Source organism: Massilia sp. Bi118 (genome assembly GCF_918697865.1).
GTDB lineage: Bacteria > Pseudomonadota > Gammaproteobacteria > Burkholderiales > Burkholderiaceae_D > Telluria.
Genome location: NZ_CAKKMV010000001.1, coordinates 153582 through 171153, shown reverse-complemented (window position 1 = coordinate 171153; position 17572 = coordinate 153582). Strand labels below are relative to the sequence as shown.

15 protein-coding genes are annotated in these 17572 nt (G+C 64.2%); 3 read left to right on the top strand and 12 right to left on the bottom strand.

Annotated elements, in window-relative coordinates:
• Window positions 1-56 precede the first annotated feature (56 nt).
• The 10 genes from rpoD to ybiB form a co-directional block, all read right to left on the bottom strand.
• Window positions 57-2261: an RNA polymerase sigma factor RpoD gene (gene rpoD, locus LQV39_RS00795; protein WP_230020113.1), complete on the bottom strand. Its 2205-nt coding sequence runs from the start codon at window positions 2259-2261 to the stop codon at window positions 57-59.
• Window positions 2262-2511: 250 nt separating this feature from the next.
• Window positions 2512-4314 carry a DNA primase gene (gene dnaG / locus LQV39_RS00790; protein ID WP_230019726.1) on the bottom strand — a complete coding sequence of 601 codons (1803 nt, stop codon included), beginning with the start codon at window positions 4312-4314 and terminating at the stop codon, window positions 2512-2514.
• A 260-nt stretch (window positions 4315-4574) separates the two neighbouring features.
• A complete protein-coding gene (locus LQV39_RS00785; protein WP_230019725.1) occupies window positions 4575-5024 on the bottom strand; it encodes a GatB/YqeY domain-containing protein in 450 nt (149 codons plus the stop codon).
• A gap of 139 nt (window positions 5025-5163) precedes the next feature.
• Window positions 5164-5376, bottom strand: a complete 213-nt coding sequence (gene rpsU, locus LQV39_RS00780) for a 30S ribosomal protein S21 (RefSeq protein WP_005665410.1) — start codon at window positions 5374-5376, stop codon at window positions 5164-5166.
• Between the two features lie 105 nt (window positions 5377-5481).
• Window positions 5482-6705 carry an NAD(P)/FAD-dependent oxidoreductase gene (locus tag LQV39_RS00775; RefSeq protein ID WP_230019724.1) on the bottom strand — a complete coding sequence of 408 codons (1224 nt, stop codon included), beginning with the start codon at window positions 6703-6705 and terminating at the stop codon, window positions 5482-5484.
• 67 nt (window positions 6706-6772) lie between these two features.
• Complete coding sequence (locus LQV39_RS00770) at window positions 6773-9409, bottom strand: carboxypeptidase-like regulatory domain-containing protein (protein ID WP_230019723.1); 2637 nt, start codon at window positions 9407-9409, stop codon at window positions 6773-6775.
• A 26-nt stretch (window positions 9410-9435) separates the two neighbouring features.
• Window positions 9436-10266 carry a molecular chaperone gene (locus tag LQV39_RS00765; protein ID WP_230019722.1) on the bottom strand — a complete coding sequence of 277 codons (831 nt, stop codon included), beginning with the start codon at window positions 10264-10266 and terminating at the stop codon, window positions 9436-9438.
• A 7-nt stretch (window positions 10267-10273) separates the two neighbouring features.
• Window positions 10274-10666: a DUF4402 domain-containing protein gene (locus tag LQV39_RS00760; protein WP_230019721.1), complete on the bottom strand. Its 393-nt coding sequence runs from the start codon at window positions 10664-10666 to the stop codon at window positions 10274-10276.
• Between the two features lie 129 nt (window positions 10667-10795).
• Window positions 10796-11317, bottom strand: coding sequence for a DUF4402 domain-containing protein (locus LQV39_RS00755; RefSeq protein ID WP_230019720.1), 522 nt, complete (start codon window positions 11315-11317; stop codon window positions 10796-10798).
• A gap of 388 nt (window positions 11318-11705) precedes the next feature.
• Window positions 11706-12683: a DNA-binding protein YbiB gene (gene ybiB / locus LQV39_RS00750; protein ID WP_230019719.1), complete on the bottom strand. Its 978-nt coding sequence runs from the start codon at window positions 12681-12683 to the stop codon at window positions 11706-11708.
• Between the two features lie 115 nt (window positions 12684-12798).
• Here ybiB and LQV39_RS00745 point away from each other — a divergent pair, with 115 nt between their 5' ends.
• The 3 genes from LQV39_RS00745 to LQV39_RS00735 all read left to right on the top strand — a co-directional run bounded on the left by LQV39_RS00745 (window position 12799) and on the right by LQV39_RS00735 (window position 16028).
• Window positions 12799-13860, top strand: a complete 1062-nt coding sequence (locus LQV39_RS00745; RefSeq protein WP_230019718.1) for a 3-deoxy-7-phosphoheptulonate synthase — start codon at window positions 12799-12801, stop codon at window positions 13858-13860.
• 76 nt (window positions 13861-13936) lie between these two features.
• Complete coding sequence (gene tsaD, locus LQV39_RS00740) at window positions 13937-14974, top strand: tRNA (adenosine(37)-N6)-threonylcarbamoyltransferase complex transferase subunit TsaD (protein ID WP_230019717.1); 1038 nt, start codon at window positions 13937-13939, stop codon at window positions 14972-14974.
• Window positions 14975-15182: 208 nt separating this feature from the next.
• Window positions 15183-16028 carry an endonuclease/exonuclease/phosphatase family protein gene (locus tag LQV39_RS00735; protein WP_230019716.1) on the top strand — a complete coding sequence of 282 codons (846 nt, stop codon included), beginning with the start codon at window positions 15183-15185 and terminating at the stop codon, window positions 16026-16028.
• Here LQV39_RS00735 and LQV39_RS00730 read toward each other — a convergent pair.
• Window positions 16025-16675, bottom strand: a complete 651-nt coding sequence (locus tag LQV39_RS00730; RefSeq protein ID WP_374199386.1) for a DsbA family oxidoreductase — start codon at window positions 16673-16675, stop codon at window positions 16025-16027. The genes LQV39_RS00735 and LQV39_RS00730 overlap by 4 nt on opposite strands.
• Before the next feature lie 225 nt (window positions 16676-16900).
• Window positions 16901-17548 carry a glycerol-3-phosphate 1-O-acyltransferase PlsY gene (gene plsY / locus LQV39_RS00725; protein WP_230019714.1) on the bottom strand — a complete coding sequence of 216 codons (648 nt, stop codon included), beginning with the start codon at window positions 17546-17548 and terminating at the stop codon, window positions 16901-16903.
• Window positions 17549-17572: the final 24 nt, after the last annotated feature.

The window sequence follows — 17572 nt, the reverse complement described above, 5'->3', positions numbered from 1 at the left end:
AAAGTGGCGAGAGGATATTGTTTTAAAGAGAACCCGTCAAGGCTCAAAGAGCAAGATCAGCTACTACCCTCAAGGAAGCTCTTCAACTTATCCGACCGCGAAGGATGCCGCAGCTTGCGCAGCGCCTTGGCTTCGATCTGGCGGATACGCTCGCGCGTGACGTCGAACTGCTTGCCCACCTCTTCCAGGGTATGGTCGGTCGACATCTCGATACCAAAGCGCATCCGCAGCACCTTGGCCTCGCGCGGCGTCAGCGAATCCAGCACATCCTTGACCACCCCGCGCATCGAGGCATGCAAGGCCGCATCCGAAGGCGCCAGCGTGTTGTTGTCCTCGATGAAGTCGCCCAGGTGCGAATCGTCGTCGTCGCCGATCGGCGTCTCCATCGAAATCGGCTCTTTCGCGATCTTCATGATCTTCCGGATTTTGTCTTCCGGCATTTCCATCTTGATCGCGAGGGTTGCCGGATCGGGCTCGGCGCCGGTCTCCTGCAGGATCTGGCGCGAGATCCGGTTCATCTTGTTGATCGTTTCGATCATGTGCACCGGAATACGGATCGTGCGCGCCTGGTCCGCGATCGAACGGGTGATGGCCTGGCGGATCCACCACGTCGCGTAGGTCGAGAACTTGTAGCCGCGGCGGTATTCGAACTTGTCCACCGCCTTCATCAGGCCGATGTTGCCCTCCTGGATCAGGTCGAGGAATTGCAGGCCGCGGTTGGTGTATTTCTTCGCGATCGAGATCACCAGGCGCAGGTTGGCCTCGGTCATTTCGCGCTTGGCCTTGCGAGCCTTCATTTCACCGGCCGCCATCTGGCGGTTGATGTTGCGCAGGTCCGGCAGCGGCAGCACGACGCGCGCTTGCAGGTCGATCAGGCGTTGCTGCAGTTCCTTGATCGTCGGGATGTTACGGCCCAGGATGGCGCTGTAGGCGTGGCCGGCGTTCACTTCGCCGTCGACCCATTCCAGGTTCGTCTCGTTGCCCGGGAAGACCTTGATGAAGTGGGCGCGCGGCATGCCGCAGCGGTTCACGGCCACGTCCAGGATCTGCTTCTCGATGTGGCGCACTTCGTCGACCTGGCCGCGCAGGGTGTCGCACAGCTTCTCGACCACCTTGGCGGTAAAGCGGATGCCCAGCAGTTCATTGGAGATCGCTTCCTGGGCCTTGACGTAGTCCTTCGAGTTGTAGCCCTGCTTCTCGTAGGCCTTGCGCATCTTGTCGAACTGCTGGTCGATGAAGGAGAACTTCTCGAGGGCCGAATTCTTCAGCTGCTCGAGCTGCTCGGCCGAATAGCCAGCCGCGCCGCCGCCGGCGTTGGCTTCTTCTTCCTCTTCCTCTTCTTCGTCCTCTTCTTCCTCGTCCTCGTCCTCGTCATCGGTCGAGCTTGGAGCAACCGCCGCCGGCGAGTTGTTCTCGTCTTCGTCCGGGTCGACCATGCCGTCGACGATCTCGTCGATCTTGATCTCGTCGTTCTCGATGCGGCGCGAGGCGTCGATGATCTCGGCGATCGTCACCGGGCAGGCGGAGATCGCCTGGATCATGTCGCGCAGGCCGTCTTCGATGCGTTTCGCGATCTCGATCTCGCCTTCGCGGGTCAGCAGCTCGACCGAGCCCATTTCGCGCATGTACATGCGGACCGGGTCGGTGGTGCGGCCGAAGTCGGAGTCGACGGTCGACAGCGCGGCTTCCGCGGCGGCTTCGGCTTCGTCGTCGCTGGTGACGGTGGCGACATTGTCGGACAGCAGCAGGGTTTCGGCGTCAGGAGCGTGCTCGTAGACGGCGATGCCCATGTCGTTGAAGGTGCCGATGATGCCTTCGATCGCTTCCGGATCGACGATGTTGTCCGGCAGGTGGTCGTTGATCTCGGAATAAGTCAGGAAGCCGCGCTCCTTGCCCGACTTGATCAGGGCCTTGAGCTTGTTGCGGCGGACCTCGAGCTCTTCCTCGCTGGCTTCGGTATCGGACGAGAACGCGTCTTTCAGCAGCGCTTTTTCCTTGGCCTTGCGGTCCTTGGCCTTGGCCTTGTCCGCGGCTTTCAGTTCGGCGCGCTCGACCGCGTTCAACGCGGCGACTTCGTCGTTCTCGGGCGTAAATTCCTTGGGCTTGCGTCCACGCCGCCCCGGTACTTTGACGGCCGGCAGCACGTAGCCCGACGTATCGATGGCGGCAAGTGCTTCCGCATCGGTCGTCTGGCTCACAGGCGCAACACCCGCGACGCGGGCTTCCGCCTTGTCTTGAGAATTGTCCGCCTTGGCGGACATCCTGGTGGATTTGGTAGCCACTTTGGTTTCGGGTTTCTTGGTTGGCACAGGCGCTTTCGAAGTCACGACGACTTACTTTACTAGGTTAAAGATAAAGTTTTGTTACCTTGCTTGCACTGCCCTGCTAACTGAAACGCCATGCAGCAAGAAGACGAAAAATCGTTTCAAAGCTTGCAATAGTTAGCGTTTTATTATAGCACGCACCCCCGTATTTTCCAGTCGAGAACACCCATGTCGCCACGGGTATTGATCAGGCGAATTTCGCGGGGGTGTCGTTTGCGGCTTCCCGCATCAAGAGGTCCTGCTGTGCTGTGATTTCGCGATAGCGGGCACTCACCTGATCTGGGGTCAGCCCAGAGGAAAACAACTGGTTCAACTCCTGTTTTAAAACATCCATCTTGATTTGCCGCACGGCACTTGTGATCCATACGCGATCCATATCGATATCCGATTCGGGTTCGGATGCAATCTCCGCGACCAGATGATCGAACTCGGTGCTGGCTTCCTTTAACTGCTGCGACAGCGCGGCGAAGCTGGCGTTCGCACCCAGGGCCTGGGCCTGTTCGACCAGCCAGCGCAGGCGGTCGGCCGGCTCGGCGCCGAAGTGGTCGAAGGCGCGCAGCGCGGCTTCGTCCAGGTCCAGCGCGATAGTCGGATGGGCTACCAGCATGCGCATGATCTGCAGCTCCAGCCCGACCGGCTCCGGCCGTCCCTGGCGCGGCGGCGCCTTGCGCGCGACCGATACCGGCTTGGACAGCTCGAACAGGGCTTCGATCTCCGCCGGCGTCGATTGGGTCATGCTGGCCAGGCCGCGCACGATCTGCAGGCGCAGCGCGGTCGGAGCCATGGCCTGCAGCAGGGGCTTGGCCTCGAACTGGGCGTGCGCCCTGCCCTCCGGCGTGTCGAGGTCGTGCTCCTGCGTGACTTCCCTTAACAGGAAGGAGGACAGCGGCATCGCCTCGTCGATCTCGCGGGCGAAGGCGTCGCCGCCGAATTCGCGCACATAGCTGTCCGGATCGTGCTCCTGCGGCAGGAACAGGAACTTGATGGTCTTGTCGTCCGACATCTGCGGCAAGCAGGCTTCCAGCGCACGGCGGGCGGCGCGGCGGCCGGCCTTGTCGCCGTCGAAGCTGAAGATCACGTGGTCGGTCTGGCGCAGCAGCTTTTGCACGTGGGTGCTGGTGCAGGCCGTGCCCAGGGTCGCCACCGCCTGCGGGAAGCCGAGCTGGGCCAGCGCGACCACGTCCATGTAGCCTTCGGTCACCAGCACGTAGCCGGCGTCGCGGATCGGCTGGCGCGCCTCGAACAGGCCGTATAGTTCCTGGCCCTTGTTGAACAGCGGGGTTTCCGGCGAGTTCAGGTATTTCGGTTCGCCGCCATCCATTACGCGGCCGCCAAAGCCGATCACCTGGCCCTTGGTGTTCCGGATCGGGAACATGACGCGCTCGCGGAAGCGGTCGTAGCGTTTCTTGTTGCCGCCGTCCTCGTCCACGCGGTCGATGACAAGGCCGGATTCGACCAGCGCAACGGCCTCGTAGTCCTTGAACACCTGGCGCAGATTGTCCCAGCCGGCCGGCGCATAGCCCATGCCGAAGCGCGCCGCCACCTCACCCGTCAGGCCGCGGCCTTTTAAATAGGCGATCGCGTTCGGCGCCTGGCGCAGCTGGGCGCGGTAGAAGTCGCAGGCCTGGTTCAGCGCGTCCGTCATCGCCAGCGACTGCGCCTGCTGGGCGGCGCGCTGGGCCGGCGGAATCTTGTCATCTTCGTTCGGCACGACCATGCCGACGCCTTGCGCCAGGTCTTTCACGGCATCGACGAAGCCCATGCCCGAGTATTCGATCAGGAAGCCGATGGCGGTGCCGTGCGCGCCGCAGCCGAAGCAGTGGTAGAACTGCTTGGTCGGGCTCACCGTGAAGCTGGGCGACTTTTCATTGTGAAAAGGGCACAGGCCCATGTAGTTGGCGCCGCCCTTTTTCAGCTGGACGTAGCGGCCAACGACATCGACGATATCAATCCGGTTGAGAAGATCGGTAATGAATGATTGCGGAATCACGTTAAATGCGGTCGCTTCAAAACGGCCATGACATTGTTGCAGCGACTCGCCGTGCAATCGCACTGTCTTCGTCGCTGCGCCTAGTCATGACCATTTTGAAGCAACCTCTACAGTGTTTGTCTAAACTCAGACTATACCGCAGCGCCCGCTAGCAATTGATTTGCAGCAAGCAACAGGGCATCGCCACCCTGAATCGGAAAACGCCGGCGTCGCTGTGGCAAGGATGCCGACAGCTGCGCCTGGCCGTTTCCGGTACGACATCAGGCGCCCGACAGCGCCTTCTTTACCTGCGCCGACACGGCCGTCATGTCTGCGCGGCCAGCCAGCCTAGGCTTCAGGATGCCCATGACCTTGCCCATATCCTGCGGACCGGCGGCGCCAGATGCGGCCACGGCGGCGGCAACTTCGGCGGCGACTTCCTCGTCCGACAGGCCGGCCGGCATGTAGGCCGACAGGATGGCCAGCTCGGCCTTTTCGATATCGGCCAGGTCCTGGCGGCCGCCGGCTTCGAACTGGGTGATCGAATCCTTGCGCTGCTTGATCATCTTTTCGACGACGGCGGTGACCTGGGCATCGTCCAGCTCGATACGCTCATCCACTTCCTTGCGCTTGATTTCGGCAAGGACGAGACGGATGGTGGCCAGGCGTTCGCTTTCCTTGGCGCGCATCGCGTTCTTCATGTCGTCGGTCAGTTGTGCTTTCAAGCTCATGGATTCTCCGCGGTATTATTTTTGAAAAGGGAAAAAGGCAAAACCCGCTGCGGCATCGACCGGAGCGGGCTTCGACGTATTCAGGCCTCGAAAGCCGGGACTGGCACAGGCCGTCGCCGGTTGGGGCAGCTGAATGGAATTAGTACAGCTTCTTCGGCAGCTGCTGGCTGCGGATACGCTTGTAGTGACGCTTCACGGCGGCGGCCAGCTTGCGCTTGCGCTCTGCGGTCGGCTTCTCGTAGAACTCGCGTGCGCGCAGTTCGGTCAGCAGGCCGGTTTTTTCGATAGTGCGCTTGAAGCGACGCATAGCGACTTCGAACGGCTCGTTTTCTTTAAGGCGGATAGTGGTCATGTAAAAATGAAACCGTTGGATTTAGGGAAGAACGAAATTCTAACAGCTTTTCCGGCTCCGTGCGAAGTTTTCTCAGCCTGTGCCGCAATTGCCACATTGAGCACTTCACTCGATAGACGAACCTGCGACGTAGCCTGAAGCCCATGCCCACTGGAAGTTATAACCGCCCAGCCAGCCCGTCACATCGACCGTCTCGCCGATGAAATACAGGCCCGGCACCTTGGTCGCCATCATGGTCTGCTGCGACAGTTCGCGGGTGTCCACGCCGCCCAGCGTCACCTCGGCCTTTTTATAGCCCTCGGAGCCGGTCGGCACGATGGCCCAGCGGTTGATCGCATCGCCCAGCTTGCGCAATCTAGCGTCGGCCATGTCCGGCAGGCGCGCGTCCGGGGCGAAACCGTTGGCCACCAACAGGCCCTCGGCAAGGCGCGCCGGCAGCCACTGCGACAGGACATTGCCCAGCTGTTTCTTCACGCTGGTCTTGGAAGCGATCAGCTCTTCGGCCACGTCCAGCTCCGGCAGCAGGTTCAGCACGATCGGCGTGCCCGGTTGCCAATAGCTGGAAATCTGCAGGATCGCCGGGCCGGACAGGCCGCGGTGGGTGAACAGCAGGTCTTCGCGGAAGTGGCCGTACCTGGCTTCACCTTTGGCGCCCTTCCCTTTCTTGCTGCCGGTTTCCACCTCGACCTCCAGCGCAATCCCCGCCAGCGGTACGAAAGGCTGCCAGCTCGGCCCGTCGAAGGTCAGCGGCACCAGGCCCGGACGCGTTTCGACGATGCCCAGGCCGAAGCTTTTGGCAATACGGTAGCCGAGGTCGGTGGCGCCGATCTTCGGGATCGACAGGCCGCCGGTGGCCACCACCACATTGCCTGTCTCGATAGGCCCATCATCCGTGCCGACCACGAAGCCTTCGGACAGCTGCTCCACCCCGGTCACCTTGCACGGCATCCGCCACTGCACGCCGCCGGCATCGCATTCGTCCTTCAGCATGCGGATGATCTGCTCCGACGAGTCGTCGCAGAACAGCTGGCCGCGGTGCTTTTCGTGGTGCGCGATGCGGTATTTTTTTACAAGCGTCAAAAAATCCTGGGCCGTGTAGCGGGACAGCGCGCTGCGGCAGAAGTGCGGATTCTCCGACACGAAGTTCTGCCAGCCGGCGTTGATGTTGGTGAAGTTGCAGCGGCCGCCGCCGGAGATGCGAATCTTCTCGGCCAGCTTGGCCGCGTGGTCGACCAGCAGCACGCGCTTGCCGCGCCGGGCCGCCACTGCCGCGCACATCATGCCGGCCGCGCCCGCGCCGATCACCACCACATCGTATCGTCTTGCCATCCTGCCCATCCCGCCGCGCCTCATTGTCGTGCACAAGCCGCGCACAAAGGACGAGATTGTATCGCGCCTACTCCCCCGCCTGCACGTAGAAATCGCGGCCGTTGAGCACATTGCCGTCCAGCGTGATGGTCACCAGGTGCATGCCGGTGTCGCTCAGGCCCAGGCGCTTGAGCTGGTCCGGGGTGATGCGCAGCAGGTAGTCGCCGGGGAAGATGCCGGTGATGACGTAATAGCCGTCGGCGGCGCTGGTCAGGCTGGCAACCACCTGGCGCCGGCGGTCCACCAGCTCGAGTTTCAGGTCGCCGATCGGGCGCTTGCCGTCCTTGCCCAGCAAATAGGTCGTGCCGTCGATCTCGCCCGTCATCCCGACCGCGAAATCGATCTCCGCCACCTTGCCGGGACGCGGCACGATGCGCACGCCCTTGCGCTGCGGCTGCCATTGCGGGTCTTCGAGGGTGTTCGGATCGAGGGCGATGTCGACGTACTGGTTGGCCGGCAGCCGGCCGAGCCAGGCGATGCCATTTGCATCGGTGCGGCTCAGGTGGTTGCCGCCGTTGACCGTGAAGCCGGCGTTGCGTATCCCTTCGTCCTCAGCATCCATGGTGCCGTTCTGGTTCTTGTCCAGGAACACCCGCACCGAGGCGCCGCCGGTGTTCGCCATCGGCTGGGCGTCCGTCAGGAAGCGCGCGGCGCGCGGCTCCAGGCCCATCGCCATGAACAGCTGCACGCCGGCGCCGTACTCGTGGCTGTTGCCGTAGAAGGCGTTCAGGCCCAGGCCATAGCTGCCCAGGCTCTTGTTCAGCGAGGCCGTCAGGCGGTTCGGCCCCTTGCCGAAGGTGTGCACCAGCCCGAGGTTGCCGACATAGCCGTCGGCGAAATAACGGTCGGCGGCCAGCGCCAGGCTGCCCAGCTCCGCATGCGGCTTGATCAGGTATTGCAGCTGGCCGCTCAGGCCGATGCCCGCGACCCGGCGGCTCACCTGCAGCTGGCCGTCGGCCAGGCTGCGGCCGGACAGCGATTGCCAGCGCAGGGCATTGCTGACGGCCAGGCCGGCGCCGTAGGCCGACATCCGTCCCTGCACCTCGCGGTTCTCGAGACCCGAGGCCAGCGCCTCGCGGCGCAGCTGCAGCGAGAGCGGAAACACCATCGGTATGTCCTTGCCCAGCGAACCCACCAGCATGCCGTCGGCGCGCAGCTCGTCCCGCAGGCGCACCGGGTCGAAGGTCGGCAGGAAGAACTCGCTGGTGAAGTTGTCCAGCCTGGCCCGGCTGGCCGACAGCGACACATTGCCGATCCGGGTCTTGAGGCCGAGCTGGGCCAGCTTGCCGCCGTCGCCGGCCTGTGCGACATCGCCGCTCAGGATGAAGGATTGCAGGTAGCCGCGCAGCCCGAGAGTGGCATATTTCTGTTCGTCCTGCAGCACGGGCAGGCGCAGCAGGCCGGCGCTGGCGCTCAGGTGCTCGCCCACGCCCCACTCCATCTGCGCCAGCGCGCGCGCGCGCCCGAACACGTCGCGGTGCGCAGCCACATCGTAGTAGACGGCGCCGGGCGGCACCGCCGACTGCTCCAGCAGGAAGCTCTGGCGCTCCACCCGCAGTTGCCCCAGCGGGCCATGGAAGACCAGGCGGAATTCGTTGGGACCATACACCATGGGCTGGTCGTCGAAGCTGTACTTGCCGTCCGGGCGCGACTGCTGGAAGCCGACCAGGGCATCGTTGTAATAGAGTTCGACGTCCCAGCCGGGCGGCAGGTCGCCCTGCAGGCTGTGGCTGTCGAAGCGGGTCGGCTGGTCCAGCGGGCGGTTGCTGAGGGCGAGGCCATTGCCGGTCGGGCTGTTGGCCGAGATGTTGGCGACGCCTTGCACCGGCACGCTGCCGGCCAGGGCGCTGCGCGCATGCAGGGGGCCGAGCAGGCCGGCGCCGGGATCGTTGCGGCCCAGGGTCAAACGCAGGCCGGAGGTCGGGTCGCGCTTGTTATAGCTGGCGTACAGCGCCGCCTCCATGCCCAGCAGGTCGGTGGTCAAGTAACCGGTGTAGGTCGATTCGGCCTCGCGGTGGGCGCCCGAGCGGGCCACGGACACGCTCGCGGTCTGGTCGATGAAGGGCACGTCCACCAGGCGGTAGGGAATGGCCAGGCGCGGATAGCCGGGGTCGATATAGCCGCCCGACCTGCCCGATTGTGCCCCGCGTTCGCGTCTTTGCAGGCGCGCCTGCAGCGGCAATTGTTCGCGCGGGCGCACCTTGATCGTCAGGCTGGGCATATCGACGCCGAGATCGACCGGGAGCCAGCGCGCCAGCAGCCGGCTGGCCACGTAGATCTCGTCGGCCTGCAGTTTTATCTGCGAGCGGTCGAGCTCCTCCAGTTTGCCGGCGATGTGCACCTCGCGCGCCGGCACGTCCAGGCTGAAGGCCCGTTCTTCCTGCAGGATGTAGCCGCTGGCCTTGCCCTCGCCCGGCGTCACCCGCACGGCCAGGGTCAGCAGCCGCGCCATCTCGCCCAGCGGCAGGTAGATGTCCTTGCCGATCTGGTAGGCGGTAACGGCGTCGGACAGCACCTGGTCGCCCAAGCGCACTTCGAACAGCAGCAGGTTGGATTCGGCGCCGGGCGTGGCGCGTGGGGCGGCCGGCGGCGCCGCCGCAAAGGCAGGCGCCGCCAGCACCGCGGACAGAAACAGCGGCAGCGCGAGCGTCCGGATCGGGCGCATCGCCAGGTTCAGCGGTCCCGCAAACTTCAGGGCAGTTCCAGCGTGGCCTGGGCCAGCAGCCTGCCGCCGGCCTCGGGACGGTCGCGGTAGCTCACTTCGATGGTGCCGTGGGCCAGCGCAGCGCCTTGCACCTGCAGCGGCACGGCGGCCTTCCGCAGCTTGTTCGGCGTGTAGACGGCGATGCCGCCCACCTGTGCCAGCTGCTGTGGCTGGCCGCCGCGCGGCGTGAAGCTCACGGCCAGATCCCCGTACACCGAGCTGCTGCCTTCGCGCTCGAACTGGAATGAAAGCATCGGCTGCTTGCCCTCGCGCGCCAGCGTCAGGTTCGCCAGGCGCACCGTGGCGCTGGTGGCGCCGTGGCGCACGATCACCGGCACCGAAGCGCCGACCAGGGTATTGAGGACGACGCCGATCTCTTTGGCGCCGCCCTGGTTCTCGATGCTGCTGTTGCCGGCGACCTCGGGCAGCAGCTCGAACTGCAGGTGCGAGCGGTACTCGCCATCGAGCAGCTCGGCGGGTTTGCGCAGCATGACGCGCACGGTCTGGGCCATGCCCGGCTGCAGCGTGATCTGGCGCGGCGAATAGCGCAGCATGGGATCGGCAAACTGCTCGCCCGGCGCCGGGGTCTCGACGGGTTCGAACTGGCCGCTCTCGCTCATGCGGCGGTTGACCAGCGAGATGCGGTAGGTGGCGGGGGTGCTGCCGTTGTTGATCAACTCGATCTGCGCGGCACGCTGGTTCTTCTCGAATACCAGGCGGGTCGGGTGCAGCATCAACTCGGCCCAGGCCGACTGCGTGAAGAACAGGAGACCAGCCAGCAGGATGGAACGAAGGTTTGCCAACGGGGAAAAAGCCATGTGAACTCTACTGAAAATTGACGATGAGCGGGATCGAACCCGTGTAAGTGCCGCGCGGCTGATTGGCTGCGACCGTCATGGTCGCCCCGACCGACAGCGTCAGGCCGCCATCTGGGACAGTCAGGATCGTCGCGGGCGACGTGACGAAGGCGCTCAGGGGCATGCTGCTGCTACCGCTGCTCATGCTGATGCTGCCATTGGGCGGCAGGGTGATCGCCACCGACTTGCTGGTGATGCCATTGGTACTCTTGCCGACGTTGAGGACGGCGGGACCGGCGCTGGGCGAATTCAACAGCAGGACGGCGCCGGTACTGCTGCGCGCGCCGCTCGGGCTGACCGTGATGGTGCCGCCGGAGCGCGCGATGAAGCGCCCGAAGTCTATCGGGCGGGACGCGGTCAACACGATCTCCTGGGCTGGCGTATCGTGCGCAGCCAGCGCCAGGCAGACGGCCATAGACCAGCCGCCTGCCCGGATTGCGATGGTGCGACGCAGGAACATGCCGGCCAACGCGGAAACGCTCCTTGCTGCTTAGTTGTAGTCGACCGAAGCGACGACCGAGCCGGTGTAGGTACCCGGCGCCTGGCCCGAACCCACGGTCAGCACGCCGCCGACGTAGATCGACTGGGCGCCGGCGGTCAGGGTGCCGCTGGTGACGGTGCCCGAGGTGGCGTTGGCGCCAGTCAGGTCGCTCACCGCGGTGAAGGCCATGGTGTCGCTACCCGAAGTCAGGCCGGTCGGGCCGGACAGGCTGATCGAATAGGTCGCACCGGTTTCGCCGGCCACGTCGAACTTGGCGGCGGTGGTGGTGCTGGTCATTGCGACCACGGTACCGGTTACGGTGCGGGCGCCGCTGGTGCTGACGGTGACGGTACCGCCGGTGCCGGCGGCAAATTTGCCGAACGCCAGGTCGGCGCTCTTGGTGATGGTGATCGGCGTCACGACAGTGCTGCTCGAGGACGCGGTGGCGCTGGCTGCCATGCCGAGGCTGGGAACGGCCAGGCCGACGGCGGCCAGGGCCGCAACCAGGGTAATACGCGATTGCTTGATCATCGGATCTCTTCTTTCAAGTAGGTTTTGCGAGAGACGCAGCACAGCCAATGTTTCCAGTATGAAATCATTATCTCCGGCTAAGCACTGCATTTTTTGCCATGATGCAATTTCATATTACGTCCACCAAGAAACATTCTCACCAAATCTTTTGTCAAAAGATCTATCCTGCATGACATGATTGTCGTGATTTGTGACTTAGAGGAACGGCACTAGAACTACGTATAACTACGTATTCGCACATATTGAAGAGAAACCGGGAAGATCACGGAAATTAACGTGAGGTTTTAGGTGTATATGTTTCAGTTATAACGCATATGATGCATTTCGAATATTCATTCTAGACAAATGAAATAGGCGTGAATACAACACTAGTGGGTAGCTGAACGCGTCAACCAGGCTGACGAAGTTCCTTGGCCACGCGCAGGCAGTGCGTGACCTGGGCCGCGATCGGCGGCGGCACTGGCTGTTCGCCGCGCAGGGCGCGCACGATCCAGTCGGCGGTTGCGGGCGCATCGCGTCCTTCCGGCGCCGGCGCCAGCTCGTCGGTCGGGGCGTCGCGTTCGGCCAGCAGGGTCTGCTCGCCGGCATGGAACCAGTCGATCTGCTGGGCGCGGTTGGCGTTCGCCACCGTTTCGCCTTCAGTGCCGCGCATCAGGAAGGCATCGCCGCGCCCGGCTGGCGCCGCAGTCCTGAAGTACTCGGTGAGCATCGCCAGGTATTCGGGGTGGGTGTAGGAGACCAGGCGCAGCGCCGGGCCGTCGAAGGGCTGCAGGATTTTCACCAGGGTGTGCGTGGAATTGCGCACCCCGAGGATGCGGCGCAGCGCCAGTTGTCCGGCCAGCCTGGGCGCCAGCGTGTCGATGGGCATGAAGCAGGGCTTGTTTGCCGCGAAGGCGTCCAGCATGTCGGCGGTGGAGCCGATCGGGCCGGTGCCCATTTCGGCCAGGATCTCGGCCGTGGTCACCCTTCCCGGATCCTGCTGCACGCCGTGGATCAGCACCGGCACGCCCTCGCGCGCCAGCAGCAGGGCCAGCAGCGGGGTCAGGTTGGCCAGCTTGCGCGAACCGTTGTAGCTGGGGATGAGCACCGGCGCATAGGGTCCCGGCGGCGAGGGCAGCGGCGCGAAGGCGCTTTCCGCAGCCTCCATGAAGCCGGCGATCTCCTCCACCGATTCGCCCTTGATGCGCATGGCCAGCAGGATGCCGCCCAGCTCGAGATCGGACACGCGGCCGTCCAGCATGGCGCCGTAGAGTGTTCTGGCATCCTCGCGCGTCATGCTGCGCGCGCCTTTCACGCCGCGGCCGATCTCCTTGATGAAGCGGGCGGCGGGAAACGGATCGGTATTCGGTTCGGACTTGGTCTGCATGACGCAAGGATAACATCGCGGCCCGTGCATTTTTCGCACATTGCGGTGCAACATTTCCATTTTCGGGCTAGACTGATCCTCCCCCTAAGACAAAACGCCCGGACATCGTCCCGCCATGCTGAACACGCCCGATATCGAAAATACCAACGTCACCTCGTTCGCGACCATGCCGTCGCCCGTCGAGCTGCACCAGAAGCTGCCGCTGACCGACCTGGCCTTCACCACCGTCATGAAAGGCCGCGAGACCCTGCGCAACATCCTCGACCGCAAGGACAAGCGCCTGTTCGTGGTCGTCGGCCCCTGCTCGATCCACGATCCGGTGGCCGGCCTTGATTATGCGCGGCGCCTGAAGGCGCTGCAGGCCGAGGTCGCCGACACGATGGTGCTGGTGATGCGCGTGTATTTCGAGAAGCCGCGCACCACCACCGGCTGGAAGGGCTATATCAACGACCCGTTCATGGACGATTCCTTCCGCGTCGACGTCGGCATGGAGCGCGCCCGCAAGTTCCTGCTGGACGTCTGCGAGCTGGGCCTGCCGACCGCCACCGAGGCGCTGGACCCGATTTCGCCGCAATACCTGGGCGATCTGATCGCCTGGACCGCGATCGGCGCGCGCACCACCGAATCCCAGACCCACCGCGAGATGTCGTCGGGCCTGTCGACCCCGGTCGGCTTCAAGAACGGCACCGACGGCGACATCGAGATCGCCATCAACGCCGTGCTGTCCTCGTCCAGCCCGCACTCCTTCCTGGGCATCAATGGCCAGGGCACGGTCTCGATCGTGCGCACCCGCGGCAACGGCTATGGTCACGTGGTGCTGCGCGGCGGCGGCGGCCGTCCGAACTACGATTCGGTGTCGGTGGCGATCGCCGAGCAGGCGCTCAAGAAGGCCAAACTGCCGGCCAACCTGGTGGTCGACTGTTCGCATGCGAACAGCTACAAGAAGCCGGAACTGCAGCCGCTGGTGATGTCGGACGTGATCCAGCAGATCAGGCACGGCAACGGCTCGCTGGTGGGCGTGATGATCGAATCGAACATCGTCAGCGGGAATCAGGCGATTCCTGGCGACCTGTCGCAGCTGAAGTATGGCTGTTCGGTCACCGATGGCTGCATCGGGTGGGAGGATACCGAGGCGATGCTGCGGAGTGCGCATAAGGAGCTGCTGCAGCGGCCTTGACCGGTGCGCACGCGGGCACGGGGTGCCCGCCCTACGTTACAATGGTGGATTCCGCTTTTCCACCACCATTTCCCCCATGATTGTCCTCGGCGTCGAATCCTCCTGCGATGAAACCGGCCTCGCTCTGTACGATACGGAGCGCGGCCTGCTGTCCCATGCCCTGCACTCGCAGGTCGCGATGCACGAGGAGTATGGCGGCGTGGTGCCGGAACTGGCCTCGCGCGATCACATCCGCCGCGCCCTGCCCCTGCTCGAGCAGGTGCTGGCCAAGGCCGGGCTGCCGAAAGAGCGCATCGACGCCATCGCCTACACCCAGGGCCCGGGCCTTGCCGGCGCGCTGCTGGTCGGTTCCTCGGTGGCCTGCAGCCTGGCGCTGGCGCTGGACAAGCCCGTGCTGGGCGTGCACCACCTCGAAGGTCACCTGCTGTCGCCGCTGCTGGCCAGCGAGCGCCCGGAATTCCCTTTCATCGCCCTGCTGGTCTCGGGCGGCCATACCCAGCTGATGCGGGTCGACGGCGTCGGCCGCTACACCCTGCTGGGCGAAACCCTCGACGATGCCGCCGGCGAAGCCTTCGACAAGTCGGCCAAGCTGCTGGGCCTGGGCTACCCGGGCGGGCCGGCCATTTCCCGCCTGGCCGAGTTCGGCGATCCGGAAGCCTATAAACTGCCACGCCCCATGCTGCATTCGAAAGACTTCAACTTCAGCTTCTCCGGCCTGAAAACGGCGGTGCTGACGGTGGTGAAGAACAGTGGTTTCGAGATCGCCAACATCTGCGAGCAGGACAAGGCGAACATCGCGCGCGGCTTCGTCGATGCGATCGTCGATGTGCTGACCGCCAAGTGCGTCTCGGCGCTCAAGCACACCGGCCTGAAGCGCCTGGTGATCGCCGGCGGCGTCGGTGCGAACCGCCAATTGCGCGAGTCCTTGAACGCGGCCGCGGCGAAGAAGAAGTTCAAGGTCTACTATCCGGAGCTGGAGTTCTGCACCGACAACGGGGCGATGATCGCCTTCGCCGGCGCGCTGCGCCTGGAGCGCAATCCGGCGGCCGCGACGCATGATTATGCGTTCAATGTGCGGCCGCGCTGGCCGCTGGATGAGATAGAACCCGCCTAAGGTCCTTGTCCAGCCGTAGCGAGCGGCGGCAGTTCCGTCCGAGAAGCGCAGCTGTACGGGAGTACAGCGAGCATCGCAGGACGGAAATGCAACGCGCAGTAGGCTGGGCAAGGACCTGAACTTGTTAGGTTGATATCGATCCTACCGTGTGACCTTTTAGCCCGAATAGATGGCAATATCGGGCAGTCGAGTTTCACGGAGGTGCTGCATGCGCGTAGTCAGCTGGAATATTCACTGGGGCTGTGGGAAGGACGGGCGCATCCGGATCCACGCCATCATCGATGTGCTGCGCAAGCTGAACCCGGACGTGATCTGCCTGCAGGAAGTGGCGGCCAATCACCCGGAACTCGAAGGCAGCGCGACCGCCAGCCAGTTCAAGCAGCTCGGCGGCGCGCTCGGCGGCTACCACATGATCGAGCACGCGCCGAGCGAAATCTACCGTAACAACCTGCCTCGCCAGTTCGGCAATATCCTGCTGTCCAAGTACCGCATCACCCAGGCCCAGCGCCACATGCTGCCGTGGCCTGCCGCGCCGGAGCATCCGCCCGGCATGCCGCGCGGGATGATCGAAACCGTGCTCGACGCACCCGGCGGCAAGCTGCGCCTGCTGACCACCCACCTCGAGTATTATTCGCCGCCGCAGCGCCGCGCCCAGGTGGCGCGCATCCGCGAACTGCATGCGGAAGCCTGCGCGCGCGCCGCCATCTACCAGCCGGAAACCACGCTCGATCCGCCCTTCCAGCTGGGCTTCCGGCCGGGCAGCGCCATCTATTGCGGCGACTTCAATTTCACGCCGGATGGCGAGGACTACCGCGCCTTGACGGCGCCACCCGCGGACGGCACGCTGGCCCTGGTCGATGCCTGGAAAGTCCGCCACGGCGACATGGCGCGCGCACCGACCGCCGGCCTGCACGGCTACCCCTGGCCAGCCCGTGCGGACTGCTACGACTATTTCTTCGTGACCGAGGACCTGGCGCCGCGCATCGCGGAGGTCAACGTGCAGTCCGAGACTGCGGCCTCGGACCACCAGCCGATCGTCCTCGATTTACATTAAACCGTTTCTTCCTGCTGCGACAACTGGCGCAGGGCCTGCTCGAACACTTCGGGCGGCTGGCCGCCGGAGATCAGGTGGCGTTCGTTGATGACGATCGCCGGGACCGAGCGGATGCCGGCGCGCTGCCAGTAGTACTCGCGCTGGCGCACCTCGTCGGCATAGGCGTCCGACTCGAGCACGGTGCGCGCCTGCGCCTGGTCGAGCCCGGCCTCGCCGGCGACACGCACCAGCAGGTCCTGCGAACTCGGGTCTTCGCCTTTGGTGAAATAGGCCTCGAGCAGCTTTTCCTTCAGCGCGCGCTGGCGGCCATCGCCCTGCCCTTCGGCCCAGTGCAGCAGGCGGTGGGCGTCGAAGGTATTGTAGATACGGCCGCGCTTGCTCATGTCGAAGGTGAAGCCCACCTCCGCGCCGCGCTGGCGGATCATCTCGCGCGACTGCTCCTGCTGGGCCGGCGTCGAACCGTATTTTTCAGCGATGTGTTCGAAGATATCCTGGCCTTCCGGGCCCATGCCCGGATTCAGCTCGAAGGGTTGGAAATGGATGTCCGCCTCGATCTCGCCGGCGACGCGTTCGAGCGCCTTTTCCAGCGATTTCAGGCCGATCGCGCACCAGGGGCACGATACATCCGACACGAAATCGATTCTCATCTGCTTGCTCACGACTCACCACCTTCCTGGAATAGGTGCCGCACGGGGTGCAGCGTTTGGCATATGGTGACACATCGAGCAAAAGCGGGCAGCGCATGCACGAAAACGGCCCGTCGTTCGATTCACGACAGAAGACGACGCGCAGGAAAAAATTCGGGGTCAGAGCACTTTTTCATCATGCGAAAAAGTGCTCTGACCCCGAATTAGGGCAAGTCAAAGGGTGACTTACTTTTTCTTGACTGGCTGCTTGGAGCCGGCGGCTTTGCTGCCGATGCGCGACTCTTTGCCGGCCAGCAGGTTGCCGATGTTCTTGCCGTGGCGGACCAGCAGCAGGGCGCTCATGATGATGACGGCGAACAGGATCTCGTTCGCACCGAACAGCAGGCCGTAGTAGAAGGGCGCGAAGATCGCGGCCACCAGCGCGGCCAGCGAGGAGTAGCGGAAGGCGTAGGCCACCACCAGCCAGGTGACCAGGGTCGCCAGGCCCAGCCAGACGTTCAGGCCCAGCAGCACGCCCAGCGCGGTCGCCACGCCCTTGCCGCCGACGAAGCGGAAGAACACCGGCCACAGGTGGCCAACGAAGACGGCGATCGCAATCAATGCAATGCCGCCATCCTCGATGCCGAAGCGGTCGCCGTAGTGCACCCCCAGGAAGACCGGCAGCCAGCCCTTGGCGCAGTCGCCCAGCAGGGTGGCGATGGCCGCCTTCTTGCTGCCGCTGCGCAGGACGTTGGTCGCGCCCGGGTTCTTGGAGCCGTAGGTGCGCGGGTCGGACAGGCCGAAGGCGCGGCTTGCCACCACTGCGAAGGAAATCGAGCCGATCAGGTAGGCGGCGATGGTGAAAATAAGGGTGTAGGTCGTCGAGCTGTCCATGCTGTTTCTTTCTTAGTTTGCGCC

Excerpts from the sequence above, each read along its gene's own strand:
- tsaD (WP_230019717.1), top strand. The coding sequence starts at position 13,937 with ATGATTGTCCTCGGCGTCGAATCCTCCTGCGATGAAACCGGCCTCGCT.
- LQV39_RS00775 (WP_230019724.1), bottom strand. The coding sequence starts at position 6,705 with ATGGCAAGACGATACGATGTGGTGGTGATCGGCGCGGGCGCGGCCGGC.
- rpsU (WP_005665410.1), bottom strand. The coding sequence starts at position 5,376 with ATGACCACTATCCGCCTTAAAGAAAACGAGCCGTTCGAAGTCGCTATG.
- plsY (WP_230019714.1), bottom strand. The coding sequence starts at position 17,548 with ATGGACAGCTCGACGACCTACACCCTTATTTTCACCATCGCCGCCTAC.
- LQV39_RS00785 (WP_230019725.1), bottom strand. The coding sequence starts at position 5,024 with ATGAGCTTGAAAGCACAACTGACCGACGACATGAAGAACGCGATGCGC.
- ybiB (WP_230019719.1), bottom strand. The coding sequence starts at position 12,683 with ATGCAGACCAAGTCCGAACCGAATACCGATCCGTTTCCCGCCGCCCGC.
- LQV39_RS00770 (WP_230019723.1), bottom strand. The coding sequence starts at position 9,409 with ATGCGCCCGATCCGGACGCTCGCGCTGCCGCTGTTTCTGTCCGCGGTG.
- rpoD (WP_230020113.1), bottom strand. The coding sequence starts at position 2,261 with ATGTCCGCCAAGGCGGACAATTCTCAAGACAAGGCGGAAGCCCGCGTC.
- LQV39_RS00735 (WP_230019716.1), top strand. The coding sequence starts at position 15,183 with ATGCGCGTAGTCAGCTGGAATATTCACTGGGGCTGTGGGAAGGACGGG.
- LQV39_RS00765 (WP_230019722.1), bottom strand. The coding sequence starts at position 10,266 with ATGGCTTTTTCCCCGTTGGCAAACCTTCGTTCCATCCTGCTGGCTGGT.
- LQV39_RS00730 (WP_374199386.1), bottom strand. The coding sequence starts at position 16,675 with ATGAGAATCGATTTCGTGTCGGATGTATCGTGCCCCTGGTGCGCGATC.
- LQV39_RS00745 (WP_230019718.1), top strand. The coding sequence starts at position 12,799 with ATGCTGAACACGCCCGATATCGAAAATACCAACGTCACCTCGTTCGCG.
- LQV39_RS00755 (WP_230019720.1), bottom strand. The coding sequence starts at position 11,317 with ATGATCAAGCAATCGCGTATTACCCTGGTTGCGGCCCTGGCCGCCGTC.